16 protein-coding genes are annotated in these 13881 nt (G+C 59.3%); 7 read left to right on the top strand and 9 right to left on the bottom strand.

Features of this window, described 5'->3' with window-relative positions; all coding sequences use genetic code 11:
• Positions 1 to 55: 55 nt before the first annotated feature.
• The 4 genes from ACB034_RS17390 to ACB034_RS17375 form a co-directional block, all read right to left on the bottom strand.
• Positions 56 to 1309 carry a phosphatidylserine/phosphatidylglycerophosphate/cardiolipin synthase family protein gene (locus ACB034_RS17390; RefSeq protein ID WP_042028982.1) on the bottom strand — a complete coding sequence of 418 codons (1254 nt, stop codon included), beginning with the start codon at positions 1307 to 1309 and terminating at the stop codon, positions 56 to 58.
• A gap of 228 nt (positions 1310 to 1537) precedes the next feature.
• Entirely contained in the window at positions 1538 to 2956 is a 1419-nt protein-coding gene (locus ACB034_RS17385) for a transglycosylase SLT domain-containing protein (RefSeq protein WP_371173346.1), read from the bottom strand.
• A 123-nt stretch (positions 2957 to 3079) separates the two neighbouring features.
• On the bottom strand, positions 3080 to 3382 hold the full coding sequence (locus tag ACB034_RS17380) for a YfcZ/YiiS family protein (protein WP_371173345.1): 303 nt from the start codon (positions 3380 to 3382) through the stop codon (positions 3080 to 3082).
• Positions 3383 to 3396: 14 nt separating this feature from the next.
• Positions 3397 to 3546, bottom strand: coding sequence for a twin-arginine translocase TatA/TatE family subunit (locus ACB034_RS17375; RefSeq protein ID WP_223379737.1), 150 nt, complete (start codon positions 3544 to 3546; stop codon positions 3397 to 3399).
• Between the two features lie 273 nt (positions 3547 to 3819).
• Here ACB034_RS17375 and ACB034_RS17370 point away from each other — a divergent pair, with 273 nt between their 5' ends.
• Positions 3820 to 4812 carry a LysR substrate-binding domain-containing protein gene (locus tag ACB034_RS17370; protein ID WP_026455978.1) on the top strand — a complete coding sequence of 331 codons (993 nt, stop codon included), beginning with the start codon at positions 3820 to 3822 and terminating at the stop codon, positions 4810 to 4812.
• On the opposite strand, the gene ACB034_RS17365 is transcribed toward ACB034_RS17370, so the two are convergent.
• Together ACB034_RS17365 and ACB034_RS17360 are read right to left on the bottom strand one after the other, a co-directional pair.
• Positions 4785 to 5384 carry a YhgN family NAAT transporter gene (locus ACB034_RS17365; protein ID WP_026455977.1) on the bottom strand — a complete coding sequence of 200 codons (600 nt, stop codon included), beginning with the start codon at positions 5382 to 5384 and terminating at the stop codon, positions 4785 to 4787. The genes ACB034_RS17370 and ACB034_RS17365 overlap by 28 nt on opposite strands.
• Positions 5385 to 5482: 98 nt before the next feature.
• Positions 5483 to 5728, bottom strand: coding sequence for a YecH family metal-binding protein (locus tag ACB034_RS17360; RefSeq protein ID WP_371173344.1), 246 nt, complete (start codon positions 5726 to 5728; stop codon positions 5483 to 5485).
• A gap of 208 nt (positions 5729 to 5936) precedes the next feature.
• Here ACB034_RS17360 and ACB034_RS17355 point away from each other — a divergent pair, with 208 nt between their 5' ends.
• On the top strand, positions 5937 to 7220 hold the full coding sequence (locus ACB034_RS17355; RefSeq protein WP_371173343.1) for a dicarboxylate/amino acid:cation symporter: 1284 nt from the start codon (positions 5937 to 5939) through the stop codon (positions 7218 to 7220).
• A gap of 5 nt (positions 7221 to 7225) precedes the next feature.
• Here ACB034_RS17355 and ACB034_RS17350 read toward each other — a convergent pair whose 3' ends face one another.
• Both ACB034_RS17350 and ACB034_RS17345 read right to left on the bottom strand, forming a co-directional pair.
• Positions 7226 to 7540, bottom strand: coding sequence for a DUF2007 domain-containing protein (locus ACB034_RS17350; RefSeq protein ID WP_201983002.1), 315 nt, complete (start codon positions 7538 to 7540; stop codon positions 7226 to 7228).
• A 9-nt stretch (positions 7541 to 7549) separates the two neighbouring features.
• A complete protein-coding gene (locus tag ACB034_RS17345) occupies positions 7550 to 8452 on the bottom strand; it encodes a LysR family transcriptional regulator (RefSeq protein ID WP_342013833.1) in 903 nt (300 codons plus the stop codon).
• A gap of 96 nt (positions 8453 to 8548) precedes the next feature.
• Here ACB034_RS17345 and ACB034_RS17340 point away from each other — a divergent pair, with 96 nt between their 5' ends.
• Entirely contained in the window at positions 8549 to 9601 is a 1053-nt protein-coding gene (locus tag ACB034_RS17340; RefSeq protein ID WP_371173342.1) for an HlyD family secretion protein, read from the top strand.
• On the top strand, positions 9601 to 11154 hold the full coding sequence (locus ACB034_RS17335; protein ID WP_371173341.1) for a DHA2 family efflux MFS transporter permease subunit: 1554 nt from the start codon (positions 9601 to 9603) through the stop codon (positions 11152 to 11154). The genes ACB034_RS17340 and ACB034_RS17335 overlap by 1 nt, the downstream gene beginning before the upstream one ends.
• 51 nt (positions 11155 to 11205) lie before the next feature.
• Here ACB034_RS17335 and ACB034_RS17330 read toward each other — a convergent pair whose 3' ends face one another.
• Positions 11206 to 11832, bottom strand: coding sequence for a lysoplasmalogenase (locus ACB034_RS17330; RefSeq protein WP_371173340.1), 627 nt, complete (start codon positions 11830 to 11832; stop codon positions 11206 to 11208).
• Positions 11833 to 12018: 186 nt separating this feature from the next.
• Here ACB034_RS17330 and ACB034_RS17325 point away from each other — a divergent pair, with 186 nt between their 5' ends.
• The 3 genes from ACB034_RS17325 (at position 12019) to ACB034_RS17315 (ending at position 13464) form a co-directional block, all read left to right on the top strand.
• The gene (locus tag ACB034_RS17325; RefSeq protein WP_185378105.1) at positions 12019 to 12159 is read left to right on the top strand and encodes a hypothetical protein; all 141 of its coding nucleotides are present in this window, start codon (positions 12019 to 12021) and stop codon (positions 12157 to 12159) included.
• A 299-nt stretch (positions 12160 to 12458) separates the two neighbouring features.
• Entirely contained in the window at positions 12459 to 13079 is a 621-nt protein-coding gene (gene fabR / locus ACB034_RS17320; protein ID WP_026455969.1) for an HTH-type transcriptional repressor FabR, read from the top strand.
• Between the two features lie 19 nt (positions 13080 to 13098).
• Positions 13099 to 13464 (top strand): YijD family membrane protein, encoded by a 366-nt coding sequence (locus ACB034_RS17315; protein ID WP_042028966.1) that lies wholly within the window; start codon positions 13099 to 13101, stop codon positions 13462 to 13464.
• Positions 13465 to 13881: the final 417 nt, after the last annotated feature.

Here is a 13881-nt window from a genome sequence, read left to right as displayed (position 1 = left end):
AGGATAAGCAAAGGCGTACAAGGCTTTGCGAGATCTCGCACAAAAAACACCCGCCTCACAGCCAGCGCTTCAGGGGCAACCAGTCACTGAGTCGGGCCACCAGTCGCCGGGGCCAGCCATCGATTTTGCGGGGTGCGCTACTGGCCTGCTCCTGCCAGTGCATCAGCCACGACCTCAGCTGCTCGCACAAGGTCGGGCAACGCAGGTGCAGCATCAGCTCGGTGTTGAGAAACAGCGAGCGGGGATCGAGGTTAAGGCTGCCAAACAGGGCCCGCTCCCGCCCCAGCAGGATCAGCTTGGCATGCAGGCTGTGGCTGTCATCGCCAAACTCGTGCACCTGGATCCCCTGACGCAACAGCCAGCCGCGATAGCGTCGGTAGGCGCCATAGACCAGAGGCACATCCGTGCTGGCCAGGGAGTTGGTGAGGATATCGATGGTCACGCCCCGCTGACGCAACTGCAACAGGCGGCGGCGAAAGCCACGGGTCAGGATGAGGTAAGGGGTCACCAACGACAATGAGTGCGGATTGTCTGCCAGTCGCTGCCACAACTGGCGGGCCGTGGCGGGTCGCGAGATCAATCCCTTTCCGGGCCGGTCGAACCACACCTCCGCCACACCGTCGTGCCACTGCAGCGCCAGGGGTTCATCGACAAACAGGTTGGCCGGCAATGAATAGACGGCGGCAATGGCCGGATCCGTCATGGTGAGCAGGAAGTCATTGACCACCCGTGCCTCGGCGGGCAGCGGGGAGCGTCGCAACAGGTGGCGAATGGGATGGCTCCAGCGGCTGTGCCAGAACTGGGCAAATCCCTGTGCCATCTCCTGACACAAAGCTCCCCGGCAGGCGAGATCCAGATCAACGAAGGGGGGCTGATCGTCGAGATGGAAGTAGCGATCACCGATGTTGCGACCGCCGATCAGCGCCAGCCTGCCATCCACCAGCAGCAGCTTGTTGTGCATGCGGTGATTGATGCGGCGAAAGCTGAATAGCCCCTCCAGCAGCAGCGCCAGGGGTCGCCAGCCCCGCAACCAGAAGGGGTTGAACAGGCGCACCTCGATCCCCGGCTCGTGGGCCACCATCTCCAGAAAGCGGTTGTCGCCGGCATAGAGATCATCCACCAGCAGCTCGACTCTGACCCCGCGCCTGGCGGCATGGAGCAGTTCGCTGAGCAGCAACTTGCCGCTGCTGTCCTCTTCCCAGCTGTAGTACTGGGCCTGGATCCGCTCGCGGGCAGTGCGGATCCACTGGCAGCGCACCTTGAGTGCCAGCAGGGGATCCGCGATCAGGGCGAAGGATCCCGGGATCATGCTGTCATCCTGTTGTCATCGGGGAGTGTCATAACGCTGGCAAGCCTCTCTGAATAGCAAGCAAGGAGCTGCTGATGGAACTGCACGATACCCCGATGGTGCGCTATCTCGACCAGTCAGGCCAGCCAGATGTCGTCCCGACCACCGACCCCGTGCACTGGTTTTTGCAGCACAGAGATGGCGGCTGGCAACTTCCGGTGACCCTGCCGGCCCAATCCGGCCAGGAATTCAGGGCTGCACCGCCTCGATTGCAGCAGCCTTGCCTTCAATCTGGAGCAGGCTGAAACGGTAGGCGACATAGTACTTGTAGATGGTCCCCACATAGTTGATCGGCCCCTGCCCCACCTCGTTGGCCACCAGCTGATCCACGTTGCCAAACCAGACATCGGGATCCAGCCCCAGTGAGCGGGCCTTGTTGCGCAATGCCTGCACCCGGTTGGGCCCTGCATTGTAAGCAGCCAGGGCAAACAGGTGACGATTGAGCCGATCCAGACCGGGATCGTTGAAATAGGTGTCGAGGATCAACCGCATATAACGGCAGGCGGCCTCCACGTTGCCCTCCAGACTCGCCAGCCTGGCCCCCTTGATCCCCACTTCCCGCCCGGTGGCAGGCAGCAGCTGCATGATACCAACCGCCCCTTTTGGGGAGCGCACGTTGGGATTGAGACCAGACTCCTTGTATCCCAGCGCTGCCAGCATCAACCAGTCGATGTCATATTTTTCCGCATATTTTTCAAGCACCTTACGGATCTTTGCCAGTCGCCCCAAGGGATCCGGTGCCAATATGTTGCTCATCCGCTCGCTGTGGGCCAGCAAGCGCCGCAGGGTCAGATCGCTGAACAGGCTGTGCTGGCTGACGCTGGCCAGATAACCGTTGACCGCCTTGAGCAGCTCGGGGCTGTTTTTGCGCAGCGCCCAGGCACTGGTGCCATTGCTGCGCAGGGGCACCAGCTTGTGCGCCTTGAGGCCATCGATCATCCCGAGCCAGATCCGCCCCTTGTAGCTGTCAGTCACCGTGAGGGGGATAATCCCGGCCGCCACCATCTCCAGCAGATCGCCATCCTGCAGATATTCGGGCACCGTCTCTATGTAGACGGGGGGCAGTCCCAGTTCGCGAAACAGCCAGTTGAGCTGGCGCAGGCTTTCGTAATAGCTGGAGCTGGCCCGCACCCAGACCCGCCGGCCGGAGAGCTGGGTGATGCGGTTGAAGGAGGGCAGGCTATTTTGGCTCACCACCCACTCCTCGATGGAAGAGATGAGCGGCCTGGAGAAGCTGACCTGCTCCTTTCGGGTCGGGGTGACCGTCATGGTGGCCGCCACCAGATCGCCACGCCCCTCCGTCAGATAATCCAGCAGCTTGTCCTGCCTGACCGGGATGTAAACCACCTTGAGCTTGACCTTCTCCTTGGCGAGATAAGTCTTGTTCAACCAGCGTTCGAACCCTTGCAGCTGGTTGACCAGGATGCCGTATTGGGCCCCCTTGTCGAGGAAGTAGAAGCCGCGCTCATAGACCACCAGGGCCCTGAGTTCACGCTTTTGCAGGATACTGTCGAGGTCCCCGGGTTGGGGAAGACGCTGCGGCTTGAGATCGGCCGCCAGCAGAGGAAGACACCAGAGAGCCAGCAGGCCCCAGATCCATTGCCGCATGTGTTCGCCTTTTGTTGGCCACTCGCGCCGGTCAATACCGACGGTGGAATAGACTAACTATAGAACTCGACCCACGGCAGAAGGGTCAACGCGGCAGGCGTACCTGCCGCATCATTACAGTGCTCAGATGGCGCGAGCCCGCATCTCGAAAATCAGTTTTTCGGCGGTGCAGGTGAACTGCAGGCGGGCTTTCAGGATCACACCATCGGCGCCCTGGGTCAGCTCGCTGCTCACCCTGGCCTCGTCGGTGACCTGCTTGGCCAGCGCTTCATAGGCAGCCAGTTTGGCGCGGGCAGCGCCCTCTTCAGCGGCCTCGATCACCAGATCCATCACGTCATCACCTTCGCCGATAATGGTGCCAATCTCGGCAAAGCAACCACAGCTGTCGCAGGTTTCGTTCAATTCAACTTTATCGTCTACAGACATACTTCCACTCCTACTCATTTCGGATGATTTGCATCGTCACGCAAGGCTTTACGAAAATCCCTGATGGCGGTACCCAGATCCTCGCCGGCGCTGGCCAGGCGTTTGCTGCCAAACACCAGCAAGAGGATCAACAAATGCCAGATATGAATTCCACCGAGTCCCATAGGGAAACCTCTCATCCAGAGATATCCGCTGGTTGTATCAAATTAACGCGCAAGGATTGTTGGGTAAAATCAAGACGGGTGCAAGTTGGCAAATAAATCGCCCAAAAAATATGGCGGCCCGGGGCCGCCATATTGCTTGTGCTACTTTGTCCCCTCAACCGCTACATCCTGTACCAGCGGCCCTGACGGGCCCGAGACCTCTAGAGGATAAGATCGCCAAGATATGAATACTAATGGTATAAATTCATCCTTGTATTGAACAGGATTCATATCATGCTACTGGAACAACTGGCCCGCATTGACCTCAATCTGCTCATCATCCTGCAGGTGCTGCTGGAAGAGCGCAACGGCAGCAAGGCGGCCCGTCGCCTTCACCTGAGCCAGTCTGCCGTCAGCAAGGCCCTGGGACGGCTACGCGAAACTTTCGACGACCCGCTCTTCATCCGTTCCGCCTACGGGCTGGAACCCACCGCCCGTGCCCAGACACTGCAACAGCAGCTGCAACCCATACTGCTGTCGCTGGACAACCTGATCCAGCCCCCCGCGTTCGACCCCGCCAGTTCGGAGCGGGAGTTCGTCATCGCCAGCATGGACAGCGCCTTCACTCTATTCGCCCCGCTCTATCTGAGCGAACTGAAGCGCCAGGCGCCGCGGATCCGCCTGCGCTATGAAGAGTGGACCGAGAACAGCCTGACCGAGATGAGCCAGGGGCAGGTGGATATCGCCTTCACGGTGCGGGAGAACTGCATCAACTCGGATTACCGGCTCGATACCCTGCCAAGCAGCATCTGCCAGCGGCTGCTGGCCATCGACGGGCTGACCTGCCTGGTGCAAAAGCATCACCCCGCCTTGCGGGAATCCGGCTGGGATCTGGACCACTATCTGCGCTACCCCCATGTACAGACCTACTGCGAGGGACGGGATCGCTGGATGCTGGACTACAAGCTGGCGGAACAGGATCTCTACCGGCGGATCGAGGCAACCGTCCCCTCGTTCGAGGCAGCGTTGCGGATGGGGATGCACTCCGACATGATAGTGACGCTCTCAAGTCTCTATGCCCGCCATGCGACCCAGGTCTATCCCCTGATGCAGCTCCCCCTGCCCATCGAGCTGGACAGCATCTCCCACCTGCTGATCTGGCATCAGCGCCATGACGAGGATCCGGGCCATCGCTGGTTGCGCGAGACCCTGCTGACCCAGATCATGAGCCAGCTTGAGCCTCACGCCCATACTGACGATCAGGACTGGGCCGTCACCTGCAAGTAGTGATGCACGCCATCGAGCAGCATCTGCACCGAGATCATCACCAGCAGCATGCCCATCAGCCGCTCCACCGCAGTGAGTCCACGCTCACCCAGCAGCTTGTTGAACACCTCGTAGAACATCAGGATCACTGCGCTGGCTCCCCAGGCCATGAAGAGGGCCAGCGACCAGTCGACCATCCGGGTCGGCTCTTGGTTGGCGAGCAGCAGCAGGGAGGCGAGGATGGAGGGGCCGGCGATCATCGGGATCGCCATCGGCACCAGGAAGGGTTCTTCACCCGCAGCAAGCCCGGTCACACCGCCCTCTCCCGGGAAGATCATCTTGATGGCGATGAGGAAGAGGATGATACCGCCGGCAATGCTCACCGCCTCCTGACGCAGGTTGAGGAAGCTCAGGATCTGCTGGCCGACGAACAGGAACAGCATCATGATCGCCAGGGAGAAGAGCAGCTCGCGGATCATCACCTTGCGTCGCCGCTTGGGATCGATGTGACGCAGAATGGAGAGGAAGACCGGCAGGTTGCCCAGCGGGTCCATGATCAGAAACAGCATGACTGCGGCAGAGAAGGTATCCATACAACGCCCTGGCTACGCCTTGAATAGCAAAAAGAGAAGGGGCGAAATATAGCAAAATGGGAGGTATTCAGCGAGCGCCATGATGCGCTCGCAGAGGGTCAACCGTGGTTGCAGATCTTGTCGGCGTGGGTCTGGAAACCGTCGGCGGACTCGATGAACTTGCCGCGGGCAGCCAGGAAGTCGATCAGGGCCTCGGCATCCATCTCGCTGGCGCTGCAGGTATGAAAACGCGCCTGTTCGCCAAAACGCTCGGCCATCGCCTGCTTGAGGCTGGCACGGGTAAACTGTCCGCCCTGCTCCAGCATCATCTCCATCACTTCGTGACCGTGTATCGATTGCGACATTTTGCACCTCATTAATGAACATATTTAATGCTCATTAAATCCTGTCAGGGCGCCGGGGATCTTGATGTAGACCAATAAATCACGCATTACCCGGTCAAGAGACTGGTCGTGGCGACTCCTTTGTCGATAATGTGGCAACCCGCATCGGGGATCGCTACACTGGCGCCCCTTTTGCCATTGCAGACAAATTAATAAGGATATTGGCGTCATGCTGTTCCATGGAGAGGCTTTCAAGCCCTGGCAGATCTGGACCCGCCGCCCACTCTGGCTCAAGACCCTGATCGGCATGCTGTTGGGGGTCACCCTCGGCGTTGGCTTCAAGGAGCTGGCCCTGCTGCTCAAGCCCATCGGCGTGCTGTTCGTCAACACCATCCAGATGCTGATGGTGCCCCTCATCTTCTGCTCTGTCATCGCCGGCCTCACCGCCCTGCTCAAGGGCAAAAAACTGGATGCCATCAGCAGCAAGGCTATCGGCCTCTATCTGGGCTCCACTGCCATCGCCATCTGCATCGGCCTGATGATGGGCTGGCTGCTGGAGCCCGGCATGGGTGCCGACATGGGCCCTTATGAACGGGTCGGGATGGTGCAGCAACCGACCCTGGGCACAGTGCTCAGCCAGCTGGTCCCCAGCAATCCCATCCAGGCCATGGTTGATGGCAAGATCCTGCAGGTGCTTGTCTTCGCCCTGGCCCTCGCAGTGGCACTCAACGCCAGCGGCCGCCGCGGTCGTCCCGCCATCCGCTTCTTTACTTCGTTGTCGGAGGGGATGTTCAAGCTGACCCAGATGGTGATGGCATTGGCGCCCTACGGCGTCTGTGCCCTGATGGCCTGGATGATCGGCAAATATGGCATCGACCTGCTGTTGCCGCTGTTCAAGGTGATCGGAGCCGTCTACCTCGGCTGCCTGCTGCATGTACTGGGAGTTTACAGCGCCCTGCTGCTCCTGCTGGCGCGCCTCAATCCGCTGCACTACTTCAAGAGCATCGTCGATGCCCAGGCCGTGGCCTTCACCAGCAGCTCCAGCTCAAGCACCCTGCCCATCAGCCTGGCCTGTGCCGAGAAACGGCTGGGAGTCTCTTCCGCCATCACCGCCAAAGTGCTGCCCATCGGTGCCACCATCAACATGGATGGTACGGCTCTCTATCAGGGCGTCACCGCCCTGTTCGTGGCCCAGGCCTTTGGTGTCGATCTGCATGTGGTGGATTACCTGACCATCATCAGCATCGCGACCCTGGCCAGCATCGGCACCGCCGGCACCCCGGGCACCGGTCTGATGCTGCTGACCCTGACCCTGACTGCCGTCGGCCTGCCGCTGGAGGGAGTGGCGCTCATCGCAGGGATCGACAGGATCCTCGACATGGCGCGCACCGCCGTCAACGTCTCGGGAGATATACTGGTTTCAGTGCTGATTGCGCGCAGCGAGAACGAACTGGATATGGCGACCTATCATGACGAACACGCAGGGGAAGATATCGACTTCCCCCTGCGCTAGCCCGTTCAACCCTCATGGGGATCGTGATGACAACGCCAGCAGACATCGAAGTTGGCGCCGTTTTCCTCCCCGCATTGGCCACAGAGCCAGCCGTTGCCCTGACGTTGCTGGTAACGTTCGATGACTCTGCCGGCCTTGCTGCGATCCTCGGCTCGCACCATCAGGGTGACCTGAAGCAGATCGACTGGCAGCTCGCCCAATGCGCCTGACAGCCCCTCGCCACTGAGGCGCACCATGACCCCCTCCACTTCCAGCGCCCCCTTGAGCGCGTGGGCTTCAAGAGAGTGGGAGGCGCGATAGAGGTTGATCCAGTTTTCCATAGGTCCCCCTTACAGCAGCTTGTCGATGCCGAACTCGACACCGTTCTCCACCATGAAATCGATAAACGCCCGCAACTTGCGCGGCATCAGGCGCCGCTCCGGAAACAACAGATAGATGGGTACTCTCGGCTGTTGCCACTCAGGCAGCAGGGAGACCAGTTCACCGCGTTCCAGCTCCTCCAGACAGAGCATAGCGGGTAACGAAGCGACCCCCAGTCCCGCCTTTGCGGCCTCCCTGGCGCAGGTAATATTATTAACCCGAAAACGGGATGGGGGGTCAACCAGAACCTCTCTGCCATCCTGTTCAAAACACCAGTGGGACGCCAGAAAACCGCTGCTGACCGCCACCCGCTCATGGCGGAGCAAGTCCTCCGGCCGGGCGATCGCCGGACTGCGAGCCAGATAGTCCGGACTGGCACAGAGCAGCCGCTCGGTACTCCAGAGCCGACGCGCCGCCAGGTTGGAATTGCTCATGTCCCCCACCCGCACCACGGCGTCGAGTCCCTCACTGATGGGGTCCAGGATCCGGTTGGTCAGCTCCAGCTCCACCTGCATGGCGGGATAGCGCTGCAGAAATTTGGCGACCATGCGACCGACTACCAGTTGCCCGGTCTCGATAGGCACGGCCAGCTTGAGGGTGCCGGTCACCTCCTGCTGGCGGGCGCTCAGCATCAGCTCGGCCTCCGTCAGGGCATCCACCGCCTTGCTGCAGCGCTGGTAATACTGCTCTCCTTCTTCCGTCAGCGTGAGCTGACGGGTGGAGCGATAGAGCAGGCGCACACCGAGTCGACGTTCCAGCTCGGCAATGCGTCGGCTTACCATCGCCTTGGTCATCCCCAGCTCCTGGGCAGCGGCGGTAAAAGATCCCTTGTCGACGATACGAACCAGGATTAATGCGGCATTGAGATCCATTGTTTCACCAATGAGACAGTTATTCTCATAACCTGATACTAATCGAAACAGTTGGCCGGTGTTAGCCTGCGTCTCTTAAGTTCAGGAATCCCCCCGATGAGTCAACACAAGAAAATTCCCCTGCTGGCCGCCATGGTGCTGGCCCTGCTTGGCCTGCTGTTTGCCGGTTACTGGTATCTTCATGGCCGCTATTTCGAAAGCACCGACAACGCCTATTTGCAAAGTGAAGTGACCGGGATCAGCTCCAAGTTGTCCGGTTACATCAGCGAGGTGCTGGTGACCGACAACCAGTCGGTCAAGGCGGGTCAGCTGATCGCCCGCCTCGATGATCGCGAGTTCCAGAGCCAGGTAGCAGAGGCACAGGCTGATCTTCACCTTATCCAGGCCACTATCGAGAACCTGGCCGCGACCCGTGTCCAGCAGTTGAGCCTGATCCAGCAGGCCGAAGCCAGGGTCGCCTCCGCCGAAGCCGAGCAACTGCGTGCCCGGCAGCAGGTACAACGAATAGGCCAGCTCAACCAGCGCCACTACAGCTCGCAAGATAGTCTGGACGAAGTGCGCGCCAGCCTGCAGGTCACGCAGGCACAGATGCAGGAAGCCAAGGCAGCCCTGCAGGCCGCTCGTGAACGGCTGCTGGTGCTGGATGCCGAAGCCAAGCAGAACCAGGCCAAGCTGGCATTGAGCTCCGCCCAGCTTGAACAGGCCAGGCTGGGACTCGGCTACACCGAGCTGCGGGCACCGGCCGATGGCATCATCGGCAAACGCAGCCTGCGGGAAGGGCTCTACGTCCAGTCCGGCATGCAGGTGGCCAGCCTGGTGCCGCTGCAGCAGGTGTGGGTCGAAGCCAACTTCAAGGAGACCCAGCTCGCTCACATGCAACCCGGACAAAAAGTGGAAGTGATCCTGGATGCCTATCCGGATCAGCCAATCGAGGGGATCATCGACAGCCTGGCCCCCGCTACCGGCGCCAAGTTCGCCCTGCTGCCGCCGGAAAACGCCACCGGCAACTTCACCAAAATCGTGCAGCGGGTGCCGGTCAAGATCCGCATTCCCGAACCGGGCCCCCTGACAGGCAAGCTGCGCCCGGGCCTCTCCACCGAGGTCATAGTGGATACCCGTACTCCCGAGCCTCTGGTTGCGGCCAACTGATGGAACCCATTCCACGCCGCAACTGGATCGCGGTCATGGGGGGCCTTATCGGTGCCTTCATGGCCATCCTCGACATCCAGATCACCAATGCCTCTTTGAAAGACATTCAGGGGGCCCTGTCGGCGACCCTGAGCGAGAGCTCCTGGATCTCCACCTCCTATCTGGTGGCGGAGATGATCGCCATCCCGCTGAGCGGCTGGTTGAGCCGGGGGCTGAGCGTGCGGCGCTACCTGCTGTGGACCACTGGGGCCTTCATCATCGCCTCCGTGCTCTGCTCGTTCAGCTGGAACCTCACCAGCATGATCATCTTCCGTGCGCTGCAGGGCTTCACCGGAGGGGCGCTGATCCCCATGGCCTTCTCGCTCATCGTGACTCTGCTGCCCCTGCAGAAGAGAGCCACCGGCATGGCGCTGTTCGGCCTGTGCGCCACCTTCGCCCCCGCCATCGGCCCGACCCTGGGTGGCTGGCTGACGGAACAGATGTCCTGGCACTACATCTTCTACCTCAACGTGCCGCCCGGACTGCTGGTGCTGGCCATGCTGGCTCACGGACTGGACAAGCAGCCGGTGGACTGGGGGGTGATCAAGCGAGTGGATCTCGTCGGCATCGTCACCATGGCGGTGGGGCTGGGTCTGCTGGAAGTGGTGCTGGAAGAGGGCAACAGGGAGGACTGGTTCGGTTCCAGCTTCATCGTGCGACTCACCGTCATCTCTGTGGTCGCGCTGGTGTTCTTCGTCATCAGTCAACTACTCAGACGCCATCCACTGGTCAACCTGCGGCTGCTGCACAACCCGCGTTTCGCCCTGGCCTGCTTTGCCTATCTGGTGCTTGGCATGGCACTGATGGGCTCCATCTATGTGCTGCCGCTCTACATGACCCAGATCCACAACTACAACGCGCTGGAGATAGGGGAAGTGTTGATGTGGATGGGCCTGCCACAACTGCTGGTGCTGCCGCTGGTGCCCAGGCTGACCCACAAGATAGACCCGCGCTATCTGGTGAGCTTTGGCTTTCTGGTGTTCGCCGTCAGTTGTTTTATGAACGTCAACATGAGCGCCGACTATGCCGGCCCCCAGCTAATCCAGTCGCTCATCGTACGGGCGCTGGGCCAGCCCTTCATCATGGTGCCGCTCTCGCTGGTGGCGACCGCCAGCCTGACCCATGATGAAATCCCCTCCTCTTCTACCCTGCTCAACGTATTGCGCAACCTGGGGGGCGCCTTCGGCATCGCTATCATAGCGACCATGATCGACAACGATACCCGAACCCATGTCAGCCAGATCAGCAGCACCCTGGCCGCCAGTAGCATAGAGGGACAGAACTATCTGCTGCAGCTGACCCAGAGCATGATGGCACAAGGTTCTGGCCCGGAGCTGGCCAGGCAACAAGCCCAGACCATGCTGTCGAATACCATCAGCCGCGAGGCAGCCATCATGGCCTACAACCAGGTGTTCTATGTGATGGGCATCTTCCTGTTGATCGCCAGCGCTCTGATGTTGCTGCTCAAGCAGCCAGCCCCTAGGGCAGCTGATGCCAAACCGATAGAAGCGTGATGTACTAATCAGAAACGGGCCCAAGGGCCCGTTTTGTGTTAGCGGTAATACTCAGCCCGCCAACGACCCGGCTATCAGGAATTGCGCCGCAAAATAGCTGCTCATGATCCAGGCCCGAGCCTGGGGAAAGGGGCGACGAAAGCGATCGAGTGCCAGCATAGTATCTGAGAAGAGGAACATCAGTGCCCCCACCAGAGCTGCGGCACTGCCTGCGGTCAGAGAAGCATGCCAGGCACCGGCTGCCACCCAGGCCATGCAGATGATCACCAACATGTAGCAGAAGACAGGGATCCGCATCTCCCCCAGCTTGCTCCACAAGACGCCAAATACCATGCCGGCGACCAGCAACAGCAAAAGCCCATCCACCAGATTGAGCAACAAGGGACCCTGGGCAAAACCGACGATGTAACAGAGATGCGCGACAATAAATGCCGCCAACCCGGCGATAAAACGGTCTGCCGGCAGCATCAGCAACACGTCACCCGCCAGCGAGAGACAGAGCCCAAGCAGGATCCAGGCGTGGGATCCATCGTGATCATAACCCTGGTAACCGAATGCCAGCGCGATGATAAACAGCATGGTCAGCGGCTTGCTGAGATAAAACTGGCGATAATCAGCACCATAGGCGGCGCGGATATGCCACCAACCGGATGCGATGATCAAGAAACTCAATAACATGCCCTGCCCCTTACCTGATGCTCGCTGCCATACGAAAACCATTCTATCTCATTGAGTAGATTAACAAATAGTCGTCCGCTGTGGCAGGGGGTTATCAAACGAGCGGACTAAGCCTAAAGTCTAATTGCAGCCCCGAGTCACTCAGGGCATAAGAGACGGGTTCGGAGGATCACCATGGAAGAAGCTATGAAAAACTATCTGCCTGCGATCGATATCATGATGTGCCATTTGGGGATCAGTTTTGAGCAGGCTTGTGAGCAACTTGGCCTCAGCCAGCTGGAACAACAGACCCTGAGCGCACTGCAAGAGCAGGATCTGCCGGAATAATCCACCTTCAGGCAAGATAAACGGCACATATCACGTAAAGAGAAAGCCGCCGAACTGGTGGCTTTCTCTTTTACTGATTGCCTCTTGCAACCAAGCCCTTTCAGAACGGGCATATCAGGCTCAAGGGCAAGTTTCGCCAGAAAATGCCGCACCGAATCCCTCATCGCGGCGACCATGACTCATACTCCCCGACGCCAATAAGAGGATACGCTCGCTGGCAAAAAAATAGGATACAAACCTGATCCTGAGACGCCTTCGGGTTATCATCTGGCCTCGACAAGCTGAAGGTGACAGATTTCGTGGGTATTCGCGCTCAACAAAAAGAAAAAACCCGGCGTACATTGATCGATGCTGCATTCAGCCAACTGTGCGCCAACCGTAGTTTCTCCAATCTCAGCCTGCGGGAGGTCGCCCGAGAGGCCGGCATAGCCCCGACCTCTTTTTATCGCCACTTCCGCGATATGGAGGAGCTGGGATTGACCCTGGTAGACGAAGGAGGCCTGACCCTGCGTCAACTGATGCGCCAGGCCCGTCAGCGAATTGCCGGTGGCGGCAGCGTCATCAGCACCTCGGTACAGACCTTTATGGAGTTCGTCGAAAACAACCCCAACATTTTCCGGCTGCTGTTGCGGGAACGTTCCGGCACCTCGGCCGCTTTCCGCCAAGCCGTGGCCCGCGAGATCCAGCACTTCATTGCCGAGCTGACCGACTACCTTGAGGCCACCACCCAGGCCCCGCGAGAAGATGCCTATATTCAGGCCGAAGCCATGGTCACCATCGTATTCAGCGCCGGGGCAGATGCCCTCGACATGACCAGCGAGGAGTGCCGTGCGCTCTCCGAGCGCACGATTCGCCAACTGCGAATGATTGCCATGGGTGCCGAGGTTCAAAACCAGAAACGCCATGCCCCTCACTCATAACCATTGGATGGAGAACGATATGCATGAACAGTTAATGATCCCGAAAAAGCCTCTCATACTGGCACTGCTAACTGGCATCTGCGGAGATGCATCGCTGGCTGTGCTGACCAACTCGCAAGTTCCCTTCTCCCTCTATCCTCTCATCGCTTTTGTGCTGGCAGCCTATCAACTGTTTTTGCACTATCGACAGGAGCCCATGGTGGGCAATACCCCGATATGCACCCTGCTTTGCTTCTTTATCGGTGTATTTGGTCATTCCGCCCTGCTCAAGGTGCAATACCCGGATATGGGCAGTAATTTCTTTTCTCTGATCATGATGTTGCTGCTATTGGCCGCCCTTTCCATCAAGCTGGGCCTGAGCTTTGGCAAGAAAGAGAAAGCCTGAAAGAACCGAATATCTGTATTAACCAGTACAAAATGAAGATAAAAAGCCTTCCATCGGGAAGGCTTTTTTACGGCTGCAGAGGAATAGGGAAAAGTCGATGCTTCCCTGAGGCCAGGGTTTGAGAAGCCAGCGGCAAGCAACTCTCTGACTGGACGGACACCGTCCGGCTCAAGCATAAGAGACTGAAAGCCGGGAGGGTGTTGCCAGTGGCAAATCGCAGTCCTGCAGTTTTCTCTTCTTTCCTTATTCCCGTTCGCAAATACCAGAAAGCAAAAAAGCCTTCCCTATCTGGCAGGCCTTAAAAACAAAAAAAGCCCAGTCTGTCGACTGGGCTTCTTGTTAGTGGCGGAGCGGACGGGACTCGAACCCGCGACCCCCGGCGTGACAGGCCGGTATTCTAACCGACTGAACTACCGC

The sequence above is a fragment of the Aeromonas sp. S18(2024) genome (assembly GCF_041402525.1).
Lineage (GTDB): Bacteria > Pseudomonadota > Gammaproteobacteria > Enterobacterales > Aeromonadaceae > Aeromonas > Aeromonas enteropelogenes.
This window is presented reverse-complemented; position numbering and strand designations above follow the sequence as displayed.

What these genes read in the sequence shown, in the direction of transcription:
- ACB034_RS17325 (WP_185378105.1), top strand. Translation starts at nt 12,019, where the DNA reads ATGAAAAACTATCTGCCTGCGATCGATATCATGATGTGCCATTTGGGG.
- ACB034_RS17340 (WP_371173342.1), top strand. Translation starts at nt 8,549, where the DNA reads ATGAGTCAACACAAGAAAATTCCCCTGCTGGCCGCCATGGTGCTGGCC.
- ACB034_RS17365 (WP_026455977.1), bottom strand. Translation starts at nt 5,384, where the DNA reads ATGGATACCTTCTCTGCCGCAGTCATGCTGTTTCTGATCATGGACCCG.
- ACB034_RS17360 (WP_371173344.1), bottom strand. Translation starts at nt 5,728, where the DNA reads ATGTCGCAATCGATACACGGTCACGAAGTGATGGAGATGATGCTGGAG.
- ACB034_RS17335 (WP_371173341.1), top strand. Translation starts at nt 9,601, where the DNA reads ATGGAACCCATTCCACGCCGCAACTGGATCGCGGTCATGGGGGGCCTT.
- ACB034_RS17345 (WP_342013833.1), bottom strand. Translation starts at nt 8,452, where the DNA reads ATGGATCTCAATGCCGCATTAATCCTGGTTCGTATCGTCGACAAGGGA.
- ACB034_RS17315 (WP_042028966.1), top strand. Translation starts at nt 13,099, where the DNA reads ATGCATGAACAGTTAATGATCCCGAAAAAGCCTCTCATACTGGCACTG.
- ACB034_RS17375 (WP_223379737.1), bottom strand. Translation starts at nt 3,546, where the DNA reads ATGGGACTCGGTGGAATTCATATCTGGCATTTGTTGATCCTCTTGCTG.
- ACB034_RS17355 (WP_371173343.1), top strand. Translation starts at nt 5,937, where the DNA reads ATGCTGTTCCATGGAGAGGCTTTCAAGCCCTGGCAGATCTGGACCCGC.
- ACB034_RS17330 (WP_371173340.1), bottom strand. Translation starts at nt 11,832, where the DNA reads ATGTTATTGAGTTTCTTGATCATCGCATCCGGTTGGTGGCATATCCGC.
- ACB034_RS17390 (WP_042028982.1), bottom strand. Translation starts at nt 1,309, where the DNA reads ATGATCCCGGGATCCTTCGCCCTGATCGCGGATCCCCTGCTGGCACTC.
- ACB034_RS17385 (WP_371173346.1), bottom strand. Translation starts at nt 2,956, where the DNA reads ATGCGGCAATGGATCTGGGGCCTGCTGGCTCTCTGGTGTCTTCCTCTG.
- ACB034_RS17370 (WP_026455978.1), top strand. Translation starts at nt 3,820, where the DNA reads ATGCTACTGGAACAACTGGCCCGCATTGACCTCAATCTGCTCATCATC.
- ACB034_RS17380 (WP_371173345.1), bottom strand. Translation starts at nt 3,382, where the DNA reads ATGTCTGTAGACGATAAAGTTGAATTGAACGAAACCTGCGACAGCTGT.
- ACB034_RS17350 (WP_201983002.1), bottom strand. Translation starts at nt 7,540, where the DNA reads ATGGAAAACTGGATCAACCTCTATCGCGCCTCCCACTCTCTTGAAGCC.